Origin of the sequence: Bacillus sp. FSL M7-0307 (assembly GCF_038627835.1) — a bacterium.
Taxonomy (GTDB): Bacteria; Bacillota; Bacilli; order Bacillales; family Bacillaceae; genus Bacillus; species Bacillus altitudinis.
Genome location: NZ_CP152023.1, coordinates 3,270,632 through 3,292,707, shown reverse-complemented (window position 1 = coordinate 3,292,707; position 22,076 = coordinate 3,270,632). Strand labels below are relative to the sequence as shown.

General features: G+C 41.7%; 19 protein-coding genes. 7 read left to right on the top strand and 12 right to left on the bottom strand.

Annotation, left to right across the window (positions count from 1 at the left end; all coding sequences use genetic code 11):
- The 7 genes from MHI41_RS16825 to MHI41_RS16795 form a co-directional block, all read right to left on the bottom strand.
- Entirely contained in the window at positions 1 to 1,482 is a 1,482-nt protein-coding gene (locus tag MHI41_RS16825) for a sugar ABC transporter ATP-binding protein (protein ID WP_342494337.1), read from the bottom strand.
- A gap of 15 nt (positions 1,483 to 1,497) precedes the next feature.
- The gene (rbsD, locus tag MHI41_RS16820; RefSeq protein WP_342494336.1) at positions 1,498 to 1,890 is read right to left on the bottom strand and encodes a D-ribose pyranase; all 393 of its coding nucleotides are present in this window, start codon (positions 1,888 to 1,890) and stop codon (positions 1,498 to 1,500) included.
- Positions 1,887 to 2,765, bottom strand: a complete 879-nt coding sequence (rbsK, locus tag MHI41_RS16815; protein WP_342494335.1) for a ribokinase — start codon at positions 2,763 to 2,765, stop codon at positions 1,887 to 1,889. The genes rbsD and rbsK overlap by 4 nt, the downstream gene beginning before the upstream one ends.
- Positions 2,762 to 3,748 carry a LacI family DNA-binding transcriptional regulator gene (locus tag MHI41_RS16810; protein WP_058213525.1) on the bottom strand — a complete coding sequence of 329 codons (987 nt, stop codon included), beginning with the start codon at positions 3,746 to 3,748 and terminating at the stop codon, positions 2,762 to 2,764. Before MHI41_RS16810 ends, rbsK begins: the two co-directional genes overlap by 4 nt.
- Positions 3,749 to 3,865: 117 nt before the next feature.
- On the bottom strand, positions 3,866 to 5,008 hold the full coding sequence (locus tag MHI41_RS16805) for a Ger(x)C family spore germination protein (RefSeq protein ID WP_058213526.1): 1,143 nt from the start codon (positions 5,006 to 5,008) through the stop codon (positions 3,866 to 3,868).
- Positions 4,998 to 6,095, bottom strand: coding sequence for an endospore germination permease (locus MHI41_RS16800; RefSeq protein WP_035702259.1), 1,098 nt, complete (start codon positions 6,093 to 6,095; stop codon positions 4,998 to 5,000). Before MHI41_RS16800 ends, MHI41_RS16805 begins: the two co-directional genes overlap by 11 nt.
- Positions 6,085 to 7,566, bottom strand: a complete 1,482-nt coding sequence (locus tag MHI41_RS16795; RefSeq protein WP_008343262.1) for a spore germination protein — start codon at positions 7,564 to 7,566, stop codon at positions 6,085 to 6,087. Before MHI41_RS16795 ends, MHI41_RS16800 begins: the two co-directional genes overlap by 11 nt.
- Before the next feature lie 747 nt (positions 7,567 to 8,313).
- Here MHI41_RS16795 and pgsB point away from each other — a divergent pair.
- From pgsB to MHI41_RS16770, 5 genes are all read left to right on the top strand, one after another.
- The gene (gene pgsB / locus MHI41_RS16790) at positions 8,314 to 9,495 is read left to right on the top strand and encodes a poly-gamma-glutamate synthase PgsB (RefSeq protein ID WP_007497522.1); all 1,182 of its coding nucleotides are present in this window, start codon (positions 8,314 to 8,316) and stop codon (positions 9,493 to 9,495) included.
- A 15-nt stretch (positions 9,496 to 9,510) separates the two neighbouring features.
- Positions 9,511 to 9,960 (top strand): poly-gamma-glutamate biosynthesis protein PgsC, encoded by a 450-nt coding sequence (gene pgsC, locus MHI41_RS16785; protein ID WP_007497520.1) that lies wholly within the window; start codon positions 9,511 to 9,513, stop codon positions 9,958 to 9,960.
- 18 nt (positions 9,961 to 9,978) lie between these two features.
- Positions 9,979 to 11,145, top strand: coding sequence for a CapA family protein (locus MHI41_RS16780; RefSeq protein ID WP_342494334.1), 1,167 nt, complete (start codon positions 9,979 to 9,981; stop codon positions 11,143 to 11,145).
- Complete coding sequence (locus tag MHI41_RS16775; RefSeq protein ID WP_008343253.1) at positions 11,142 to 11,312, top strand: hypothetical protein; 171 nt, start codon at positions 11,142 to 11,144, stop codon at positions 11,310 to 11,312. The genes MHI41_RS16780 and MHI41_RS16775 overlap by 4 nt, the downstream gene beginning before the upstream one ends.
- 106 nt (positions 11,313 to 11,418) lie before the next feature.
- Positions 11,419 to 12,642: a C40 family peptidase gene (locus MHI41_RS16770; protein ID WP_342494333.1), complete on the top strand. Its 1,224-nt coding sequence runs from the start codon at positions 11,419 to 11,421 to the stop codon at positions 12,640 to 12,642.
- A gap of 56 nt (positions 12,643 to 12,698) precedes the next feature.
- On the opposite strand, the gene MHI41_RS16765 is transcribed toward MHI41_RS16770, so the two are convergent.
- Positions 12,699 to 13,580: a Cof-type HAD-IIB family hydrolase gene (locus MHI41_RS16765; protein ID WP_172673031.1), complete on the bottom strand. Its 882-nt coding sequence runs from the start codon at positions 13,578 to 13,580 to the stop codon at positions 12,699 to 12,701.
- 348 nt (positions 13,581 to 13,928) lie between these two features.
- Positions 13,929 to 14,894 carry an LCP family protein gene (locus MHI41_RS16760; RefSeq protein ID WP_008343248.1) on the bottom strand — a complete coding sequence of 322 codons (966 nt, stop codon included), beginning with the start codon at positions 14,892 to 14,894 and terminating at the stop codon, positions 13,929 to 13,931.
- Between the two features lie 271 nt (positions 14,895 to 15,165).
- Between MHI41_RS16760 and MHI41_RS16755 the strand changes: the two genes are divergently transcribed.
- Positions 15,166 to 16,530: a sugar porter family MFS transporter gene (locus tag MHI41_RS16755; protein WP_089374136.1), complete on the top strand. Its 1,365-nt coding sequence runs from the start codon at positions 15,166 to 15,168 to the stop codon at positions 16,528 to 16,530.
- 136 nt (positions 16,531 to 16,666) lie between these two features.
- Entirely contained in the window at positions 16,667 to 18,064 is a 1,398-nt protein-coding gene (locus MHI41_RS16750) for a bifunctional glycosyltransferase family 2 protein/class I SAM-dependent methyltransferase (protein WP_342494332.1), read from the top strand.
- 204 nt (positions 18,065 to 18,268) lie between these two features.
- Here MHI41_RS16750 and MHI41_RS16745 read toward each other — a convergent pair whose 3' ends face one another.
- Genes MHI41_RS16745 through MHI41_RS16735 form a run of 3 tightly spaced genes read right to left on the bottom strand, consistent with a single transcriptional unit; the run spans position 18,269 to position 21,981 of the window.
- Entirely contained in the window at positions 18,269 to 19,414 is a 1,146-nt protein-coding gene (locus tag MHI41_RS16745; RefSeq protein WP_342494331.1) for a Ger(x)C family spore germination protein, read from the bottom strand.
- Positions 19,411 to 20,511, bottom strand: coding sequence for a GerAB/ArcD/ProY family transporter (locus tag MHI41_RS16740; RefSeq protein ID WP_045033957.1), 1,101 nt, complete (start codon positions 20,509 to 20,511; stop codon positions 19,411 to 19,413). The genes MHI41_RS16745 and MHI41_RS16740 overlap by 4 nt, the downstream gene beginning before the upstream one ends.
- Before the next feature lie 3 nt (positions 20,512 to 20,514).
- The gene (locus MHI41_RS16735) at positions 20,515 to 21,981 is read right to left on the bottom strand and encodes a spore germination protein (protein ID WP_342494330.1); all 1,467 of its coding nucleotides are present in this window, start codon (positions 21,979 to 21,981) and stop codon (positions 20,515 to 20,517) included.
- Positions 21,982 to 22,076: the final 95 nt, after the last annotated feature.

Genomic DNA, 22,076 nt, shown 5'->3' with positions numbered 1-22,076 from the left:
TTACTTCCCTCCTGTAGCTAGTGTCATAATTCGTTCTTGTGTAGCTTCTGTTTTACTTAATTCTCCGCTGATGGTTCCTTCATGGATGACAAGCACTCGATCGCTCATCCCAAGAACTTCTGGGAGCTCAGAGGAGACCATCAAAATGGCAACACCTCGATCTGTCAGCTCGTTCATGAGCTGATAAATTTCTCGTTTCGCCCCGACGTCGACACCTCTTGTTGGTTCATCTAAAATCAGTACCTTCGGCTGAATGCCGATCCATTTGGCGATGACGACTTTTTGCTGATTTCCACCGGACAGGCTGCGTGCAGAAATTTCAGATGAAGCGGTTTTGATCGTGAGTCGTTTGATGAGCAGGTCAACAAAATCCTGTTCGTTTTTCTTATCAATCAGCCCCTTTGGAGAGAAGCTGTCTAAGTTAGGTAACCCGATGTTTTCCCGAATGGATGCATCTAGCATCAGTCCTTCATCTTTGCGATCCTCCGTAATAAAACCGATGCCAAGCTTGACCGCATCACTTGGTTTTTTAATGACAGCCTTTTTCCCATGAACCCAAATTTCTCCTTGATCCAGGGGATCGAGTCCAAAGAGCGACCGCATCATTTCCGTCCGGCCAGCGCCCATTAAGCCTGCAACACCGACAATTTCCCCAGCTTTGACGGAAAAACTGACATCTTGAAAGCGGCCTTTCCTCGTTGCTTGCTTCACCTCTAGGACGATATCACCAGTAGAAGGTGTGCGCTCAGGGTAACGATCGGTTAATTCGCGGCCGACCATTTTTTTGACGACTTCATGGAAATTCGTGTCTGGTATCGCTTTCGTATCGACCGTTTTTCCGTCACGCATGATGGTAATCCGGTCACAGATGGCAAAGATTTCTTCCATCCGGTGAGAAATGTAGACGATGGAAACGCCTTCTTTTTTGAGTGATTCAATGACCTGAAATAGCTTTTCAATCTCACGGTCTGTGAGAGCGGCCGTTGGTTCATCCATAATGATGACCTTCGCATCGGTCATTAACGCTTTCGCAATCTCAATCATCTGCTTTTGTCCGACAGAACAGCTTCCTGCCTCTTGATCGAGCGAGAGGTTGACAGACAATCGGTCGAGCTGCGCTTGGGCGAGGGTTTTCATTTTCTTGGTGTCTAGGAGACCAAGTTTTGTATAGATTTCTTTCCCGATAAATAAATTCTCTAGTACCGTCATATCAGGCCATATATTCAGCTCCTGATGAATGAAGGCAATCCCGTTCTGCTCGGCTTCTTTCGGATTCTTGAAAGCGATTTCTTTTCCGTCGATTTGAATCGTTCCTTGATCCAGCGAATAGAGTCCTGTCAGCAGATTCATTAACGTTGATTTTCCTGCCCCGTTTTCACCCATAAGTGCGTGGACTTCACCTGTGACAAGGTCAAAGGAGACCCCGGCGAGAACGGTGTTTTTTCCAAAGGCCTTATGGATGTTATGCATTTCAATGTTCATAAGTGGCTCCTCCTTTTAAAAGATGACACCGGCATGAAGAATGCAGTTTGCGTATGGGGTGGCTTCACCCGTTCGAATCACTGCTTTTGCCTGTTTGGTCATGTCTTTGAACGTCTCGTGATCGACTTCATCTAACGGATGTGAGAACGCTTTCTTTAGAAATAAATAATCTCTCTCATTGGCTTCTTTGATTTCACTGGCGATCGTGATGTGTTCAACGGCCATTTCCTCAAGAAGGAGGGAAGTAACCTCCTGAAAGGATGGTGTGCCAATGGATAATGCAAGGTCGATCTTGACCGGGCCTTCTGGAATGGGCAGGCCACAGTCTGCGATGACAATTGTATCTGTATGACCGAGGTCAGCAAGCACCTTGGCGATATGACTATTTAAAATACCATTTTTCTTCATTTCTTATTCTCCAATTCTTCTCTTGATGGCATGCCGCCTTGGGCGCCAAATTTTGTGACTGAGATAGATGCGGCTAAGTTGGCAAAGGCAAGTGCGTCGTATAGGGATTTTCCTTCTGTTAGTGCTACAGCTAGAGCGCCGTTAAAAGTATCCCCAGCCCCTGTTGTGTCGACGGCTTTCACAGGATAGCCCGGCACCAACACTTCTTTTGTTCCGTCAAAGTAACGAACACCACTTTTTCCTTCTGTAATGAGCAATTTGTTTGGATATTGTCGCAAAGCTTCTGCTATGGTGAGTCCATCAAACATAAGAGCTGCTTCGTGTTCGTTTGGCGTAATATAGGCAGCTTGATCTAATATTTGCTGAGAGACTTTGCGAGCTGGTGCGGGATTTAAGATGACTGGAATCCCTTTTTCGCTGCAAATGGCGCAGACGGCTTCGACTGTTTCTTCAGGAATTTCCTGCTGGATAAGGACGATTCCGATATCTTCAATAGAAGAAAGAGCATCTTTTACATAGTGAGGTGTTACCTCATTGTTTGCTCCTTTGACGACAACAATGCTGTTATCTCCTTCAGCTAAAATGATATGAGCTGTTCCGCTTTCCATTTCGGTAACCGGTTTCATATAAGTGGTGCGAACACCTTGTGTTTGCAAATTGCGCATAATGTCCTGACCATACGCGTCATCCCCAACCCGGCCAATCATATATACATCCGCACCGAGCCTTGCGCTGGCCACTGCTTGATTGGCTCCTTTTCCTCCAGGAACCGTTTTAAATGATTCGCCTAGGACGGTTTCTCCTGCATTTGGACGCTTATTCGATGTGACAACTAGATCCATGGAACAACTTCCTACGACAACTATTTGACTCATTGTGAATCCACCTTTCTTGTGGTCTCTCGTTCAATAAAAGAGACGGGCATTTGAATAACTGCTTGATCTATTGGCTGTTTTTGAATGGCTTTAATGATCAGCTTTGCGGCTTCTTTCCCCATATCATAGGCAGGCTGCCGAATCGTTGATAAAGAAGGGAAGAGCAGTTCGCTTTGCGGAATATCATCAAATCCAATGATTTGGACGTCTTTTGGAATGGCTTTTCCAATTCGAAGCGCTTCGTGTACGACGGCTGCTGCGACGATGTCATTGCTGGCAATGATGCCATCTGTTTCAGGGTACAGCTTGAAAAGAGCCTTGGCGCTTTTTCGGGCTTCCTGAAAAGAAAAAGAAGCGTTAGACATCACATGAAAGTTAACACCTTCTTCAGTCAGAACATCAAGTGCGCCTTTGAATCTTTGCCGCGCCGTTTGAAGATGAGCGGGCCCTTTTAGCAATGTGATCTGCTGACTGCCGCGTTTGATTAATTCCATTGCAGCCATTTTCCCGCCTGCCGTAGCATCTGCAAACACAGAAGGCGCATTTGGAACGGTACGATCTAAGAAGACAACAGGCAGTTCATCATCATTGTACAAATCCGATTCAGGTTCGTTTGTGACAGCGATGACACCGACCACCTGGTTTTGCTTAAAGGTTTGTAAATAGGCCATTTCCTTCTCCCGATCTTCATCACTGTTTCCGAATAATAACCGAAAGCCGTGTGCATGAATCTCATCCTCAACGCCTCTAGCCAGCTGAGGGAAGAAGGGGTTTGTGATATCAGGTAAGATGAGACCAACTAATCTTGATTCTCTTTTAAAAAGGGATCGTGCCACTTCATTGGGGAAGTAGTTCAGCTCCTGCATCGCTTGTGTCACACGGGTTTTCGTATCAATATGGACGTATCCAGTATCGTTGAGCACGCGTGAAACAGTCGCAACAGATACTTGAGCAGCTTTTGCAACATCTTTAATTGTAGCCAATGGAGTGCCTCCCTTCGTCAATGTGTAACCGTTTACACAGATAGATTATCACGAAAGCATTAAAAAGACAATCTTAAAAAAATAAAAAAAGAAAAGAAAGAGGACGTCTTCCTTTTCTTAACTAATAATGCCTGTTTGTGTAATGTTTACTTTGATTTTTGGAATGATTTTCACTTTTGGATAATCGGTGACCCAATTCATTTTCATATACTCATCATAATGTCTGACCCGGTATTTTCTGCCGAGGCTTAAGACGTCAGAATTTGCTTCTTGTAATGTAGCAACAATTTTTTCTGCTTCTTTTGTCAAGATGGTTGAAAGTCTTTTATTGAGCATTTCAATTTTTTTGTCTGTATCTAGATTATCTTTTGGGTACTCAAGGACAGAAGTATTAAATTCAAATTTGAGTGAGTATGTTAAGTTCCGATGATCAGGATTCAGAATCTCGATGTCTCTCTTCACATCAGTGACTTGGATGGTGATGTAATTGTTTTCTTTTGAATTCATGTCACTTCTCACTTTTTTTGTGAAGTTGGCATACTTGCCCATTTTCCCGTCCATGACGGTGAGCAAGATCGCGTCTTGACCGTACAACTCGCCTTTCTTCTTCTCATTATCAAATAGAGCAACCCCTTTTACACTAATTAATTTCTTCGATTGATCAAAATAGATTAACGGCAGTGTGAAGTCCTCTCCAGTTTGGAGCATCTTAGATCGAATACTTTGAATGTTTTTAGGTGCTACTTGGGAGGAGCGTGATGCGGTTGTGATCAAGTTATTTAAATAGTCACTCACAATGAGTTTTTCCTTCAGCAGCGAGTTAATCACTTCTTCACAGGTCCCCCCTTGAACAACGGCAAGATTTGCGAGGAGGGGACTTTTTGGATCACGATAAAACATATCTAAGTAGGGCAGAAGACGATTTTGGGCAAATTCATCACCGATCAGCATCACCCGCATTTTCGACATGTCTATTTTTTGATCCACAATCCGGCTGAAGTTGGTTCTCGCTTTTCTTAAAGTAGGGGCTTCAGTTGTGAGAAGAGTGGTTAAAAAGCTACCTGTATTTCCTTGTTCCATACTTTGAGACTGCTGCACCTTTCGATAAGTAATCGAGTATCTTGCATTTTCATCCTCTCCCTGATCAACAGCGGAGGTTAACACAAGAGAGATGTTCTTTAATAAATTTTGATCCCAGCAGCCAGGCATGAATATGAGAGAAACACACATGAGCAACGTCAGTATGTACTTATGACGCATGTGATTTCACCTTCCCTTTGCGATGTTTGATAAAGATGATAATGGCCATAAAGATTGGGAGTGTGTAAATAAATGAATATTGAGCGATGGTGGTAAAATCATTAAAACGCTGAATTCTAAAATTATCGGTTGCAAGGTAACAGCTAGCCGCATAGATCAAAATGGCAAAATAAAAGACATATTTTTTGTGTTCTTTTTTCTTAAGAATACTTGCCACGCCATTCGCACAAAAGTAAAGGTAATTGCTGAGTGTGGCAAGAATGATAAATACCCAGAAACTGAGAAAGATCAAGTCTGTTCGCTCAATCACACCGAACGAAATGGTTTTTAACAAATAAAGAACAGGGTTGGGAATGATATTGAGCTCAATCGGACTGAAGAACATAAAACAAATCAATGTAATAAATAGGTAGTAAAGCGTCGTGCATATATTGGCAATGGTCATGACTTTATATCGTTCCTTAATGGTTCCTTTCATCAATGGAGAGATAATGAGGATCATCTCGAACCCATTCATAGATAGAACGACGTCCTTTAATCCGAGTGAAACTTGAGAAACGTCCACTTGGAAAAAGGGCATGAGGTAGTCGATATTGGTTCCTTTTAATGAATAGAGCATTAAGAGAGACAGCATGAGCAAAAAGGGCGTCAAAATGAAGTTAAACCTGACAATCGCCGTAATTTGCTCCTTTGCAATGTAAATGATGGAGATCATCAGTAATAGATTAATGACCCAATTTGGTGTGAGCGGCAGCACCCAAATGCCAAGAATTCTTGTGAAAATGGATAAAACAACAATGCAGACGGAGGCGAAGTATAACGTATATAGTGCCACCAATGTCCGGCCGATCCATTTTCCGAACACTTCAATTAAGGCTTGGAAAAATGATGTATCAGGATACTTCTGAATGATGTAAATAAAAATGGTGTTAATGATTTGAATGAAAAAACAGGCTAAGATAATCGCCATCCACCCATCGTGTCCCATGTCTTTCATCAGCAAATGGGGGAGAGCTAAAATACCGACACCAATTTGAGATTGAATGATAAAAAAGACAGCTTGAGGTGGAGATATTTTATTTTTCATCTTTATTTTTCCATCCTCTCAAATTTTCAATTTGCTCTTTCTTTTTTGGATTTAAGTAAACAGGGCGCTTTTTGTACATCCACATCGGTAATCGGATCACAGTATCTTTTAAGTCCTGCCAGTTAAATGGAGCCACTGGTGATAAGTACGGGACACCTAGTGATTCGAGGCGGCATAAATTCATCAATACGATCGACAGGCCGAATGAAATGCCAATAAACCCAAACATCGATGCCATAAACATGAGAGGGAAACGAAGCATACGAATGGTGGACGTCATTTCAAAGGATGGGAGGACAAAGGATGCAACAGCTGTCACGGCAACAACAATGACAAGGACATTCGAAATGAGTCCAGCTTTTACCACAGCGTCTCCAATCACCAAACCGCCTACAATCCCAATCGTCTGACCAATTGGCTTTGGCAGTCGCACCCCTGCTTCTCGTATGAGCTCAATCGTAATTTCCATCAGCATTGCTTCAATTAACGGCGGAAAAGGAATGCCGATGATGGAATTTTTCATCGTAATCGCTAATTCATCCGGGACCACCTCATAATGAAAACCAATGACCGCAATATAAAAAGAAGGCAAAATCACTGCGATGATACAGGCAACATAGCGAAGAATACGAATAAATGTAGCCGGAATCCAGCGGCTATTATAGTCATCTGGTGATTGAAAGAAACTAAAGAACGTAATAGGCAGAATGATAGCCATTGGGCTGCCGTCCATTAAGACGACAATTCTTCCTTCAAGAATGGCGGATCTCACTTTGTCAGGTCGTTCTGTGTCAATAAGCTGCGGGAAGATGGAATACGAATCATCCTCAATCGCCTCTACAATAGAACCGGGGCTAAGCAGCGTGTCTACTTTAATAGAAGAAATTCGTTTGTTAACCTCATCTATCTTTTCTTGATTGGCAATATCAGAAATATAAACCGTCGCAACCTTTGTTTCAGATTTTGTACCGACCTTATGATACTGGATTGCAAGTTTTCGATCATTTAAGTGTGAACGCAGCAAATATAAATTGGTATCTAAACTCTCAACAAACCCATCATGTGCGCCTGCAATAATACTTTCAGAAGAAGGTTCAGAAATGGAACGCAGAGGCGGCTGTCCAACAGCAAATATTTTGATCTGTGCAGATTTTTCATCAAGGAAGGCAATACTTCCGGCAATAATGCTGTCGACAATCAGCGTCAAGTCACCTGTTTCGAGTGAACTAAGAGATTTTGCATAGTCCTGCTTTCCAGGAGGGCCAAGCAAGTTGCCAATAATGAAGTTGTTTAATTTACTTTCATCCACTCTTGTTTTAATAAAAAACAACACTGATTTCGTTTCATTCACCATCAATTCCCGGTATTCAAAATCAGCGCTTTGTTGAAATGCTTTTTTCAGAATCCGAATCTTTTCCTCAAAACCGCCTGATAAAAAGTGTAAGCGTGTTTGCTCATTCGTATTTGGCATCTTTAGCCTCCTCTCACAGATTTTTTAACCATAGTGTAAGCCGAGAAGATGATTTTATGCGTCATCTTTGGGGAAAGCATGACACGCACCGACAACTTTCAACTAAAATCACATTAAAAATGTTAAGAAATGATGAATCTTGATAAAAAGAAATGAATAATGTTTCATTGTTTAGGTCATAAGGAGCGAATATCGTAAAGAGAGTCTATAACAAAATGATTAATTTTTGACATCTTATCCCAATTTTTTGTGACCTATAAATAAGCAGATGACTTGATTTTTTGATAGGTGACCTTTGTCATAGGTCAACACATAGCGTTCTGACCAATGAGGATGACTTTCTAACCTGTTCATTTAAAAATATAAAATATTCTAAAACACGCACTATTCATTTAAAGCACTGATATGACTGATTTCGTAGAGATGAGAGGGCTTTAAAACATTGATTCAAAATACATCTTAATAATTGTCGAAAAATTTAGGGAGAAAAGGACAAAAGATTTTTCACTGTTTGATGGTAACGCTTTCTCTTGTTTGAAGCAGAAAATCAGGCGTCATTTTGTCCGTCTTTTGGCCTTTTCATTTGAGAGTGAGATAGGCAATTACGCCTTCTGTTTAGAGGAATTTGGCATACGAGGAAGTGAAAGATTATGTTACATAATACCGATTGTGATTTTATGCTGAACCTATATACTGTTGATTGAATTTACATATCACACTCATAAAAAAAGGAGATGTAGATAAGCGATGTGGTTAATCGTTATAGCCTGTGTCATCATGTTAGGGATTGGCTTTATTGAAAAGAAGCGTCATCAGAAAAATATCGATGCCCTGCCGGTACGCGTCAATATTAATGGTATACGCGGAAAGTCTACCGTTACAAGATTGACAACCGGTATCTTAATGGAGGCAGGTTATAAAACTGTCGGCAAAACAACAGGAACGGATGCAAGAATGATTTATTGGGATACGCCAGAAGAGAAACCGATTAAAAGGAAACCGCAAGGACCAAATATCGGAGAGCAGAAAGAAGTTATGAGAGAAACCGTTGAAAGAGGAGCAAATGCCATCGTCAGTGAATGTATGGCGGTGAATCCAGATTACCAAATTATCTTTCAGGAAGAGCTGCTTCAAGCGAATATTGGCGTGATCGTAAACGTTCTTGAAGATCATATGGATGTGATGGGGCCAACTCTTGATGAAATAGCTGAAGCCTTTACAGCGACAATTCCTTACAATGGGCACTTGGTTATTACGGATAGTGAATATACAGATTTCTTTAAAGAGATTGCGAAAAAACGCAATACTGAAGTGATTGTTGCAGATAATTCCAAGATTACCGATGAGTATTTACGGAAATTTGAGTATATGGTGTTCCCGGATAATGCTTCACTTGCACTTGGTGTCGCACAAGCATTGGGAATTGATGAAGATACGGCATTTAGAGGCATGTTAAATGCGCCGCCTGATCCAGGAGCGATGAGAATTCTTCCATTAATGGACGCAAAAACACCTGGACATTTTGTAAATGGATTTGCGGCTAATGACGCAGCATCTACATTGAACATTTGGAAGCGTGTGAAGGAAATTGGGTATCCAACAGATGAACCGATTATTATCATGAACTGTCGTGCGGATCGTGTAGATAGAACGATCCAGTTTGCGGAGGATGTACTTCCTTATATTGAAGCAAGTGATCTTGTCTTAATTGGTGAAACGACAGATCCAATTGTGAAGGCATTTGAGGATGGAAAAATTCCGGCTGACCACTTACACAACCTTGAATATCAATCTACAGAACAAATTATGAACATGCTTGAGAAAAAGCTTCATAATCGAGTGGTTTATGGAGTCGGCAATATTCACGGCGCCGCTGAACCTTTAATCGAAAAAATTCAAGAATACAAAATTAAGCAGCTTGTCAGCTAGGAGGAAATATAGAAAATGTTCGGATCAGATCTTTATATCTCGTTAATTTTAGGTGTTCTACTCAGTTTAATTTTTGCAGAAAAAACAGGAATCGTACCAGCTGGGTTGGTTGTTCCAGGTTATCTGGCGCTCGTCTTTAACCAGCCAGTCTTCATTTTAGTTGTTTTATCTGTCAGCTTGCTGACATATGTGATCGTTCGTTTTGGACTATCGAAATTTATGATTTTGTACGGACGTAGAAAGTTTGCGGCGATGCTGATTACAGGGATTGCCTTAAAGCTCATATTTGATTTCTTCTATCCAGTAGTTCCGTTTGAAATAGCAGAATTCCGCGGAATCGGAATCATCGTGCCTGGATTGATTGCGAATACGATTCAAAAGCAAGGTCTTACGATTACCCTTGGAAGCACATTACTTCTAAGTGGTGCAACATTTGCCATCATGTATGTTTACTATCTATTTTAAGATAAGGTGTGTCCAATGATGAATAAAAAATTGAGCTTTCAGGAAAAGCTGCTGAAAATCACAAAGAACCAAAAGAAAAAGACGAATAAACACGTACTGATTGCTTTACCGATTGTCATTGCTTGTACATTTCTATTTACATTTATCGGGAAAGCACAAGTGCCAACTGTAGAAAAGAATCCAGAAAACATCCTGACCGCTTCGTTTGTCGGAGATATTATGTTTGGAAGAAATGTAGAGAAAGTAACAGACCGCTATGGAAAGCAGCACCTGTTCCGCTATGCGAAGCCGTATTTTGATGTATCAGATTATGTAACAGGGAATTTTGAGCATCCAGTGGCTTCAGATAAGGAACAGGCAGCACAAAAGAATATTCATTTGAAAACAGATGAAGATTCTGTACAAGCGTTAAAGGATTTGAATTTCTCTGTACTAAACTTTGCGAATAACCATGCAGCAGACTACGGTGAAAAAGGCTTAAATAACACGATTGATGCCTTTGAAAAAGCTGACATGGATTATACAGGGGCAGGGCGCAACGTCAAAGATGCGAAGCAGAACATTTCATACAAAGAAGTGAATGGCGTTAAAATCGCTACCCTTGGTTTTACAGATGTATATGGAAATGATTTTAAAGCAACAAATCGCAAGGCAGGTATTCTGCCAGCTGATCCATCTATCTTTATTCCGATGATTTCACAAGCTGCTGAAAAGGCAGATATCGTTGTCGTTCATGCGCACTGGGGACAGGAATATAACAATGAAGTAAACGACAGACAAAGAGAGCTGGCAAGAGCGATGTCAAAGGCTGGTGCTGATATCATTATCGGTGCACACCCGCACGTTCTTGAGCCGATGGAAGTCTATAACGGAACAGCGATCTTCTATAGCTTGGGGAACTTTATTTTTGACCAAGGCTGGTCAAGAACACGTGATTCTGCCATTGTTCAGTATCATCTGAATGAAGATGGAAAAGCGACATTTGAAGTGGTTCCAATGTACATCAAAGAAGCGACACCTGCTCCAGTCAAAGCAGGATCTCTTGAATCAAAATCGATTATCCGTATGCTAACAAATGGCACGAATGCGGATTGGAAAGAAAAAGACGGACATATTTTCTTTGAAGTCGATCATTCTGATAAAGTTCAAACATTAAAAGAAAACGAGGGGAAGGATAAAAAATGAAATTCCTTAAAGCAAGCTGGCCGTTTGTTGCGTTAATTTTAGTCTTTGTCTTTATGTCTGCTTTTAAATTTAGTGACAGCCTCACCGATCATGAGAAACAAAAGATCTCGGTTGAAATGCAGAAAATTGAACAGCAAAAGCAGTCAAAAGCGGAAGCAAGTAAATAAAAAAATGATGATGAAAAGAGCACGCGAGGCGTGCTCTTTTTTGACGGAAAAAGGTGTAAAATGAAAGGGGTCATGTCGAAACTATAAAAGAAAGGAGGTAGAGAGGATGAAATGGAAAGGAATACTGCTTGGAGGATGTGCCATTGTAGGACTCATGTTTATGTCCCAAACAGAGGTGTCTGCTCAAACAACATCTCCTTTAAAACAAGCGGAAACGCTGATAGGCACGCCTTATCATAAAGGAGGAATCGATCCGAAAACGGGCTTTGATGCTTCTGGCTTTATACAATATGTATACAAAACAACAGGTGCATTTGATTTGCCGCGAAAGGTGATTGATCAATACCAAATCGGTGAAAGCGTATCATGGGGAAAAGCGAAGCCCGGAGACCTTGTCTATTTTCGCAGTCTTGAAGAAACAAAAGACACCCCAACACATGTTGCTTTGTACGCTGGAAATGATCAGGTGATCCACATCACACTCAGTCAAGGGGTGGTGAAAACAGATGTCAGCAAAAGTAAATATTGGACCGATCGGTTCTATGCGGTCAAACGTCTGCCTGTCTCCCAAGAGATGTCGGATGATCAACTGGTGAAAGATGCGATGAAATATTTAGGAATCCCTTATGTATTCGGGGCATCAGATCCAAAAGTAGGATTCGATTGTTCAGGTTTTTTACAATATTTATTTGAAAAATCACTTGGGATTTATTTGCCAAGAAGTGCTGAGCAGCAATGGATGGTTGGAGAGAAAGTGGCACGAGACGATATTCGCCCTGGAGATTTTGTTTTTTTTAGCAACACGTATAAAAAAGGAATTTCACATGTAGGCATGTACATCGGAGGAGACCGCTTTATTCATGCGAGCCGTTCGGAAAGTGTGACGATTTCTTATTTGTCTGAATCGTATTGGCGTGAGAAATGGACAGGTGCGAAACGATTAACTGAGCTGAAACTAGCGAAAGAAGACCCAGTCGTATCAAAAGCCGCTACGTATATTGGAGAAGTACCTTATGTAAAAGGTGGTGCGAGCCCAAAGCAAGGCTTTGATACAGCAGGATTCACGCAGTATATCTATCAAGCAGTGCTTGGAATTGAGATGCCTCGCTATGCGCCGGGTCAAGTTAAAGCAGGTACACCTGTGAAACGATCGGAACTAAAGCCGGGAGATCTTGTCTTTTTTAAAGGGACTTCGTTGATGCCAGCCATTTATGCTGGTTCAAATCAAGTCATTCATGTGACGGTTTCAAATGGCGTTGTCATTACCAATATGAAAACAAGTACGTATTGGAAGGATAAATATGAGACGGCTGTTAGAATCAAAAAATAAAGAAAAAGCCCGATCAATGCTCGGATCGGACTTCTCGACTTCTCACTAGGCGCTGATCAGACAAGCGTCTTTTTTTCTTGAAATTGATTCTGCAAAAGCAGATCAATAAAATAGGCGACGCCATCTTCATGGTTGCCTTTTGTGATATAGGTGCTTTTTTCTTTAATGACATCCACCGCATTCCCCATCGCTATCCTGTGTCCTGCTTCATCGAACATGGATAGATCATTAGGGCTGTCACCGATCGCATAAATATTGGATCGGTCTACGCCATAATGGGCTGCAAGTTTCTTGAGGGCATGTCCTTTGCCTGACTCTTTTGGCAGTACCTCAATGATATGTTCTCCAGATGAGGTCAATGAGAGCTCAGGCATCTTAGAAAGAAGATCTCGTGCTTCTTGCAACTTATTCATATCAAATGAGAAGCATAGTAATTTATAGGTTGGTTCATTGGACTCAAAAATTTGACGGATGTCATCGACAGGTTTGATGCCAAACTGTTTAAATTGAGTCATCGCCCCTTCCCATAAATCAGCTACATCCTCGTTAGGATTGGCGCTTTTGATCATATCAAATTCAGCTTTGAGCTTTTCTTTTCCATCAAATGGGGAAAGGAGGGCATCGTCTGTATAGACCTCGAAATAAATGTTTCGTTCCACCAATTCCTTTGCAGCACGTCTTCCAGCTTCTTGATCAAGGGTGATTCTGCTGAAGAGCTTGTACCCTTCTGTATGGACAGTTCCTCCGTTTGCCGCAATAATGGGAATGTCCAAATCCCCAAGAAGCTCTTTTACATCAAAAGTCGCGCGCCCTGTACAAATGGTCACAATATATCCAGCTTCCTTCGCACGAATCAATGCTTGCCGGTTTTGAGCGGATATTTCACTTTTTGTATTTAAGAGTGTACCGTCTAAATCAATCGCAATCATTTTTTTCATTGCTGTTATATCCTCCTTCATTCATGCAATAGCCTCTTCAAAGTATGTACGATTTCCTTCATTCTCATGAAAGAGTCGGATCGTGGATTCCTCTCTTTAAGGCTAAACAAAAATGGTCAATTGATCAAGGATATAAGAAAAAGCGCCCAAAAGGACGCTTTTAGCGTGTAGACAAACCCTCGCATTCTTTGTCAGTCCTGCGCTCCGGAGCTCACGAATGTCAAATTCGCTCTGCTCCGGTGCTCGTCCTTCCTAGACTGCAAAGGTTTTCTATCACGCTTAAAAGAAGAAAAAGGGCAAACACCTTTTTCAACACATAAAAAGCGCCCAAAAGGACGCTTTCTGTTTTTATGATAATTCAAGCTGTTTCTTCAATTCCGTTTTGACTTCGTTCAGTTGGTTTTGATCCAATTGGTAATAATAAACGCCATTTGGCTGGTAATCAGATCCTTTTAGTTGAATCGTATCAACAGATTTCAGTGAAGTGAGTAGTGGGAAAAGACCGACTAGTTCTTTCATTGACAGGTTAGTTGAGACGTTATCACCTAGAGTATCTATGATATTGTCATAAGACGGAATGGACGTTACTGATTTTGATTTATCGAAAATGGCTTTTAAAACTTCCATTTGACGCTGTCCGCGCATGAGATCACTGTCTGCTTTTCTTGTTCTCACATAAGCGAGAGCTTGATCACCATCTAGTGTGTGAGTACCCGTTTGCAGCTGAACTTTGCCCTTTGTATCTTTAAGAATCTGTTTCACAACATATTCATCTTTAATGTTAACGGAAACACCGTTTAATTCGTTCACAATTTCCTTAAATGCTTTGAAATTACTTTCAATCACAAAGTCGACAGGGATATCTAGTAAATTTTCAACTGTACTCACCGTGAGGTCTGCATCACCAAATGCGTGTGCATGTGTGATTTTGTCATAACCATGACCTGGAATATTAACATATGAGTCCCTTGGAATACTTAATAATTTCACGGTTTTATTCGTACGATTCACTGTCGCTAAAACCATTGCATCGCTTCGTGCTTGTTTGACTGTTTCGCCGGGTCTGCTGTCAATGCCAAGCAGCAAGACAGAAAAGCTGTCTTTCCCAGGATCAAATGCTTCAATCCGTTTGACAGATTGTGCACCGCGGTCTAGAGAGACTTGTGCTTTTTTCGCAGCCGATGTCACTTTATAGTAGGCATAGCCGGTGACAGAAGCGGTTGTCAGTAAAAGAATACCAAAAATAAAAAGAGTGACTTTCACCCATGGTTTTAAACGCTTTTTGCCTTTGCGTTTACTTCTTGTTTGATCCATATATTTTAAACCCTCGCTATGATTTTATAGTAAAGATGTCCTTCTTCCTGCTTACAAACTAAAACAAATATACCTTAAAACGGGATATAGTGCGACATTTTTTTCACTAACGCTTAATTGACGTTTCCTTATCTAAAAAAGTTTCAATGATACGCAAATGAAATATATTTGTCATAAAACATCGAAATGTTTGAAATGACAGGAAGTGAGGAAAATGATTTTTCATAGAGAAACATCCAGTCATTACATAGATAAAAGAGGGGTTATGATCATGAAAAATCGGAATGGGTGGCTTTATTTCTTCGGCGCACTTGGCGGCGCCTTATATGGTTACGATACAGGTGTCATTTCTGGCGCTATCTTATTTATGAAAGAGGATTTAGGTTTAAATGCATTTACAGAGGGACTTGTGGTCAGCTCGATTTTAATCGGGGCGATGCTCGGGTCTTCTCTTTCTGGAAAACTGACAGATCAATTCGGACGGAAAAAAGCGATAATCGCCGCAGCCATTTTATTTATTATCGGCGGATTTGGAACAGCCCTTGCACCGAATACAGAGGTCATGGTCTTATTCCGAATCGTGCTAGGACTTGCTGTCGGATGCTCGACGACGATTGTTCCATTATATTTATCTGAACTTGCGCCAAAGGAATCAAGAGGGGCACTTTCCTCATTAAACCAACTCATGATCACATTTGGTATTCTTCTTGCCTATATTGTGAACTACGTTTTAGCGGATGCAGAGGCATGGCGTCTGATGCTTGGAATTGCCGTTGTTCCTTCTGTTCTTTTGTTATGTGGTATTTTGTTTATGCCAGAAAGTCCTCGCTGGCTGTTTGTCCAAGGACAGGCGGACCGGGCGAAAGAAATATTGTCAAAACTTAGACAAAGTAAGCAAGAAGTTGAAGACGAGATTGCGGATATTCAAAAAGCAGAAAGTGAAGAAAAGGGCGGTCTTAAGGAATTACTCGAACCATGGGTGCGCCCCGCTTTAATTGCTGGTGTCGGTTTAGCTTTTTTACAGCAGTTTATTGGGACAAATACCATCATTTATTATGCACCAAAAACATTCACAAGTGTCGGCTTTGGCGATTCAGCAGCCATTTTAGGAACTGTAGGAATTGGTGCAGTCAATGTTGTCATGACGTTTGTTGCGATTAAAATCATTGATCGTGTCGGGCGGAAAGCGTTACTCCTATTTGGAAATGTAGGGATGGTTCTTAGTTTGATTGTTCTAGCAGTGGTCAATCGTTTTTTCGAGGGATCAACAGCTGCAGGTTGGACGACGATTATATGTTTAGGACTTTTCATCGTCATTTTTGCTGTCAGCTGGGGCCCGGTCGTATGGGTGATGCTGCCGGAGCTGTTCCCAGTACATGTCCGGGGAATCGGTACGGGGGTATCGACCTTCCTACTGCATACAGGGAATTTGATCATCTCGCTCACATTCCCAACCTTATTAAGTGCAATCGGCATCAGTAACCTTTTCCTTATTTATGCAGCCATCGGCATAGGTGCCTTCTTATTTGTGAAATATTTAGTCACAGAAACGAAAGGAAAAAGTCTTGAAGAGATTGAAGAAGATTTAAAAAAGAGAAACCGTGCCGTCGTGAATGACGAAGGGGAAACGGTATGAAAAAAGACCAGCTGCATGAGGCAGCTGGTCTTCCTTTGTTAAACAAACGTTTAATCAAGAAAGGACAATCACTCATCTTCTGAACGTGCTGCCTATGACATACATATGGAACAGGCGGGCGAAAGGTGGAAATGAGATGAAAGGAAAAACGAGCATTGTGATGCTGACGTACAATGAACTGCACCTAACGAAAAAATGTATCGACAGTATCAAGGAGCATACTCGGCGTGATGAATATGAACTCATTATCGTGGATAATGCTTCATCAGACGGAACAAAGGAATATGTGAGACAACTGGAAGATGTCGTGTTGATTGACAACGAGAAGAATCAAGGTTTTGCCAAGGGCTGTAACCAAGGGGCGAAAAAGGCAACAGGAGATAGTATTCTTTTTTTAAATAACGACACGATTGTGACCGAAAACTGGCTTTTGCCTTTAAGAGAAGCCCTTTTTGCATCAGATCGTATTGGCATGGTAGGCCCTGTTTCCAATTATGTGAGTGGTCCTCAGCTCGTTCAGCCATCTTACACAGATGTGAAGGAGCTTCCTGCCTTTGCGAAGGCATATACGGCTTCGAGAAAAGGCCAAAGGACATATGTGCATAGACTTGTTGGTTTTTGTTTGCTGGTCAAAAGAGAGCTGATCGAGGATGTAGGGTTATTTGATGAGCGGTTTGTATATGGATCATTTGAGGATGATGACCTTTGTCTGCGTTCGTTGCTAAAGGGATACCAGCTGCAAATCGTCCATGATTCATTTGTACATCATCACGGTCATGCCACATTCAATGCCAATGAAGAAACGAATATCTCTACATTGTTTGCGGAGAACAGGCTTCGATTTTTAGATAAATGGGGTATTGATTTAAACCTGATCTCCCCCCATCCATATTTTGCAGCACTGCTCCCTGAGGATGCCAGATGTGTGCTGGATGTTGGCTGCGGTGCTGGGGCGACAGGGCTTGAACTGATCAACCGGCAGTCCGCTGACATGTACGGAGTAGAGGCGGATGCATTAAAAGCAGAGATGGCAAAGGCGTATTACAAAGAAGTGATTGAGACAAAAGCGGATGAGTATCCTTGGTCAGAGAAAGAAGCTTTTTTTGATGCTGTGATCTTTTCTGATGTGTTAGAGCATGTGTCAGATCCATGGCAGATGATTGCTCAAGCGCATGCGTCTTTAAAACCAGGTGGCGTGATCATTTGCTGCTTACCTAATATGATGCATGCGGAAGTACTGCTGCCTTTAATGGCAGGTGATTTTACGTATCAAGATGTGGGGATTTTAGATCGAACACATATGAGATATTTCACACCAAATACAATGCGGGCGCTCTTTCCAGACCATTTATTTCATCGCATGATTGAACAGCCGATCAATGTGCCAATTGATCAAAACGTTCAATTGTTTTTTGACGAAGTGGCGAGAGTAGGAGAGTCACTTGGCTTTCAAACAAAAGCATTATCTGATCAAGTGACGCTCTATCAGCTTTTGATCGTTGCACGTAAAAAAGGCGGTTCCCCCTCCGGGTAATCCGCCTCAGCGTGAAGGCAAGCCCTCGCATTCTTTGTCAGTCCTGCGCGCCGGTGCTCGCGAATCCTTCATTCGCTCTGCTCCGGTATTCGTCCTTCCTAGACTGCAAAGGTTTTCTATCATGCTGAAAAGAAGACAAAGGGCTAAAACAAAGTTCATTTTAGCCCTTTGTCAACCATCTAAGGCGGTCATTCGCCTTTTGCGTTACCATTTAAAATTTTTCGTTGCGCCTTCTGCACCAAAGTTCAAAATGCTGACTTTTATGTCATATGCAATGTCTACTTCTTGGAATATTGTATCCCAATCGTCGCGGTGCTGATTCCAAAAATTTGGATACTTGATGCGCACCTGCCTGTTTAAAAAGATCGAGTCAACGCCAACTTCTTTTTGCATGTGGTTGACGGCTTTTTGAATGCGCTCTTTGATTTTGCGTTCAAAAATGCGCTCAAATCGTTTGATGTACTGTTCATCGAATGAGTTTTCAGGGGGGTATTGATCTTCTGATAGTTTCCCATTTGTTTGTACACTAATTTTAAAGGACACCTTTCCATTCTTCAGATAGGGTTCAATCTTTGATTTTGCTTTCTTGATTTCATACGTAATCGGAAAGTCTTTGTAGGTGGCGGGTACGACTCCGCCTGAGATACGATTCATGACCCAGTTTAAAGATTGGACATCTTTTGCTGGAATGAACCCTATCAGCTTTCGCGTTTTCCCATGGATGATGCCTGCTCCATCGTAGGTGAGTTCTCCGTTTACCACATCCACACTCTGGACAAGAAAGCTTATACCCATCTGAAAGTAATCGGACGCTCGGCCAATACGTGTTGGCAGTAAAATCTTCCCGTTAAAGCTCCGGTTTTTTGATGTTTCAAAAATATGCTCAACTGGAACCTTTTGCTGTGATTTTAATTTTTGGTTGATGATTTTTGATGCCTCGTGGCGTGACACTAAGAGGTAACTGCTTCTTCGAACCTCATCATCTCGCATAAAGTGGTTGAGTGTCCCTTGAATATCATGATGTTCGGCTTGATCTTTGCCAAACAAAAAGATTTTGAGGTGATCACTGTAAATCGGCGGATCCTTCAAAGCGACATTGCTGACTGCTTCCAGTACATTTTTCCCCTTTGAGACGACATTCACATAGCCAGGGGAGTCTGCTTCTTGTGTTCCGCCCATTTTAGGGACAAGGTTTTGATAGGTGAGTTTGACTCCGTTATCATCTTCCTCGTCAATGCCAACACCGCGCACAAACGATAATTTCTCAATATCCTTTAAGTCCCAGCAGCCTGTCGATAAAAGCAAAAGACAGCAAGACAGAAAGATTAGAAATAAACGCCGCCTTTTCATGCAGAACGACCTCCCCATTTTTTACGTATCATGAGCAGAATAGCTGTTATAAAAGGAATGGCTAAAACAGCGAACAACGCATAACCGAGTAAAGTCGAGTAGTAAAAGACTTCATTGAGATTACTTGGAAAAAGAGATAGGGCAGAGGTTAAGAAAAACAGCAGCCATAGCAACCTTGTGATATTGGTCGTCTTAAAGACCGTTTGACAGCCTTTAATGGCAAATTGGAAAAAACCAAGCATACAAATAAACTGCTGGCATGTCCAAATCGTCAGTAAGAAAATATCGAATCGTTCAATAAAAACCCCTTCAAGTTCTAGCGCTTGAATGAGTGAAACGGTGGGCCATGTGAGTGACATCGTTTCTCCAACCGTCATGGACCCAATCACAATAAAGAGCGTGAGGGAGTAAATAAGTGAGGTCATTCCAACACCGATTGCTGCCGCCCATTTCGCTTTTGACCATTTGTCTTTATAGATGAGCGGTACAACAAACAAAATGACTTCAAAGCCAGTAAATTGAATAAATGTTTGAGAGAACAAATTACTAAAATCTTTAAAGCCGTGCGCCATGACAGGGCGTAAATAATCAAAATCAAATATTTTTAGACAAAACAGCATGAGGCCAATATAAATGACCATGGTGATCGGATAAATGTATGTCACCATCTTCACTACTGGAAAAATACCGCTTTTTAAATGATAAATCGCTACGAGTAAAAAAATCATCACAATCACGGTCATGGGGGTCGATTGCAGCAGGAAAAACTGAACCACTTCCCCAAGTACACGAGCTTCAAAGCCTACAATGGCTAGTAAATAACCGACCAGCATCAAATTAAAGATCGTGCCAAAGAAGGCACCGGCTCCTTTTGTATTCGATTCAAAAATGGTATCCGGCGCATTCTTCTCAGCAATCCAACCTAGCAAAAAAGCAACGAAAGCAAAGATGACTCCCTGTATTAATACAATGATCCAGCCATCAGGGAATCCTGAATTGGCAGAACTGCGTGGAATGGTTAAAATTCCAGCGCCTATCATTGTAGAACTGCACAGAATGGTGACTTGTAACAATGATAGCTTCTCAGCTCTGTACATCGTTTACTCTCCTTGTCTTTTGAGATTTTTTGTCTTGGCTGTTTTCGGTCTCGATTTAAATAGCCCTATTGGTAAACGAACGTACGTATCTTTTAAATCTGAAAACGGTGAAGACAAAACAGGTGTGAAATAGTCAAAACCAAAGGTCTTTAGCTGCATCAAGTGACAAAGTACAAATAAATAACACATGATTAAGCCATATAATCCAAACATGGCTGAACTGAAGATGGCCATAAACCTCAGGATGCGTAAGGGAAAGCTGAAATCATATGATGGAGCAGTGAAATCGGCTAGTGCCGTCAGAGACACAATAATGACCATTAAGGCACTGACAATATTGGCTTGGACAGCCGCCTGTCCAATAATGACGCCGCCAATCAGTCCAATCGTCTGCCCAATCGCCCTAGGGAGACGAAGTCCAGCTTCCCGCAGCAGTTCAATCGTAAACGACATCAAAATGGCTTCCACTACAGGAGGAAAGGGCACATTTTGCCGGCTGCCTGCGATGGTCAGTGCCATTCGTGTTGGTAATAAACCAGGATGATAGGAAACAAGGGCGATATAGAGTCCCGGTAAAAAGATTGTCAAAAGCACGGCAATATAACGGAGCAAACGCAAAAGAGTCGCACTTGTCCATCTTTGATAATAATCCTCCGGTGATTGCATCAAGGCAGTGAGAGTCATCGGCATAATGAGGGCAAACGGCGTCCCATCGAGCAAAATAGACACCTTTCCTTCGAGCACAGAGGCAATCACCCGATCAGGACGTTCTGTATTTTGAATCTGCGGAAAAATAGAGATATGACTGTCTTCAATCAGCTGTTCTATGTAGCCGGTCTCAGGGATATCATCTATTTTGATTTGCTTCATGCGAGAGAGTACATCATCTACTAATTTGGGGTCTGCGATATCACGAACATACACGAGAGCGGCAGATTTCTTGTTACGAGTACCTATGTTCACCTTTTGAATGACAAGGTTCGGGTCGTTTGCTCTTTCACGAAGCAATGCCGTGTTTTTTTCAAGATTTTCAATAAATCCAATCCGGGGTCCTCTTACAAGGACTTCTGATTGCGGCTCCTCTACTTCTCTAAATTGAAAAAGATTCGTATGGAGCGCAAGCGCTTGAGTGGCTCTATCCACAAATAAAATAGCCCTGCCGTTGTATAACTGCTCGATGGCAAGGTTCATATCTTCCAGCACATCATTTTGAATGCCAAAGAACGTTTTAGAAAGGGAAGAAAGTGTGGTGTGGTCGACCTCGGTGATGGTCAGTTCCTTTTGCATAGGTGAAATGATTTGTTTGGAAAGCATCTCAAATTCTGTGAGTCCTTCAACGTACACGAGACATGCAGAGACAGCGGAAGGACCAAATGAAAACGAGTGGAACACGATATCATCACTTTTGCCGGCAAAGCTTTTGACACGCTTAATGACGGACTCTATATCTTGTTCAATACGACTTTTCATAATACCTCACCCTCATGTCTTTTTTTATAGAGTGACTCGGAAGGAGAAGAATTATGCAAATAGAAAAAAGAGAATCCCCTAAAATAGGAATTCTC

Excerpts from the sequence above, each read along its gene's own strand:
- MHI41_RS16825 (WP_342494337.1), bottom strand. The coding sequence starts at position 1,482 with ATGAACATTGAAATGCATAACATCCATAAGGCCTTTGGAAAAAACACC.
- rbsD (WP_342494336.1), bottom strand. The coding sequence starts at position 1,890 with ATGAAGAAAAATGGTATTTTAAATAGTCATATCGCCAAGGTGCTTGCT.
- rbsK (WP_342494335.1), bottom strand. The coding sequence starts at position 2,765 with ATGAGTCAAATAGTTGTCGTAGGAAGTTGTTCCATGGATCTAGTTGTC.
- MHI41_RS16805 (WP_058213526.1), bottom strand. The coding sequence starts at position 5,008 with ATGCGTCATAAGTACATACTGACGTTGCTCATGTGTGTTTCTCTCATA.
- MHI41_RS16800 (WP_035702259.1), bottom strand. The coding sequence starts at position 6,095 with ATGAAAAATAAAATATCTCCACCTCAAGCTGTCTTTTTTATCATTCAA.
- MHI41_RS16795 (WP_008343262.1), bottom strand. The coding sequence starts at position 7,566 with ATGCCAAATACGAATGAGCAAACACGCTTACACTTTTTATCAGGCGGT.
- pgsB (WP_007497522.1), top strand. The coding sequence starts at position 8,314 with ATGTGGTTAATCGTTATAGCCTGTGTCATCATGTTAGGGATTGGCTTT.
- pgsC (WP_007497520.1), top strand. The coding sequence starts at position 9,511 with ATGTTCGGATCAGATCTTTATATCTCGTTAATTTTAGGTGTTCTACTC.
- MHI41_RS16780 (WP_342494334.1), top strand. The coding sequence starts at position 9,979 with ATGAATAAAAAATTGAGCTTTCAGGAAAAGCTGCTGAAAATCACAAAG.
- MHI41_RS16775 (WP_008343253.1), top strand. The coding sequence starts at position 11,142 with ATGAAATTCCTTAAAGCAAGCTGGCCGTTTGTTGCGTTAATTTTAGTC.
- MHI41_RS16770 (WP_342494333.1), top strand. The coding sequence starts at position 11,419 with ATGAAATGGAAAGGAATACTGCTTGGAGGATGTGCCATTGTAGGACTC.
- MHI41_RS16765 (WP_172673031.1), bottom strand. The coding sequence starts at position 13,580 with ATGAAAAAAATGATTGCGATTGATTTAGACGGTACACTCTTAAATACA.
- MHI41_RS16760 (WP_008343248.1), bottom strand. The coding sequence starts at position 14,894 with ATGGATCAAACAAGAAGTAAACGCAAAGGCAAAAAGCGTTTAAAACCA.
- MHI41_RS16755 (WP_089374136.1), top strand. The coding sequence starts at position 15,166 with ATGAAAAATCGGAATGGGTGGCTTTATTTCTTCGGCGCACTTGGCGGC.
- MHI41_RS16750 (WP_342494332.1), top strand. The coding sequence starts at position 16,667 with ATGAAAGGAAAAACGAGCATTGTGATGCTGACGTACAATGAACTGCAC.
- MHI41_RS16745 (WP_342494331.1), bottom strand. The coding sequence starts at position 19,414 with ATGAAAAGGCGGCGTTTATTTCTAATCTTTCTGTCTTGCTGTCTTTTG.
- MHI41_RS16740 (WP_045033957.1), bottom strand. The coding sequence starts at position 20,511 with ATGTACAGAGCTGAGAAGCTATCATTGTTACAAGTCACCATTCTGTGC.
- MHI41_RS16735 (WP_342494330.1), bottom strand. The coding sequence starts at position 21,981 with ATGAAAAGTCGTATTGAACAAGATATAGAGTCCGTCATTAAGCGTGTC.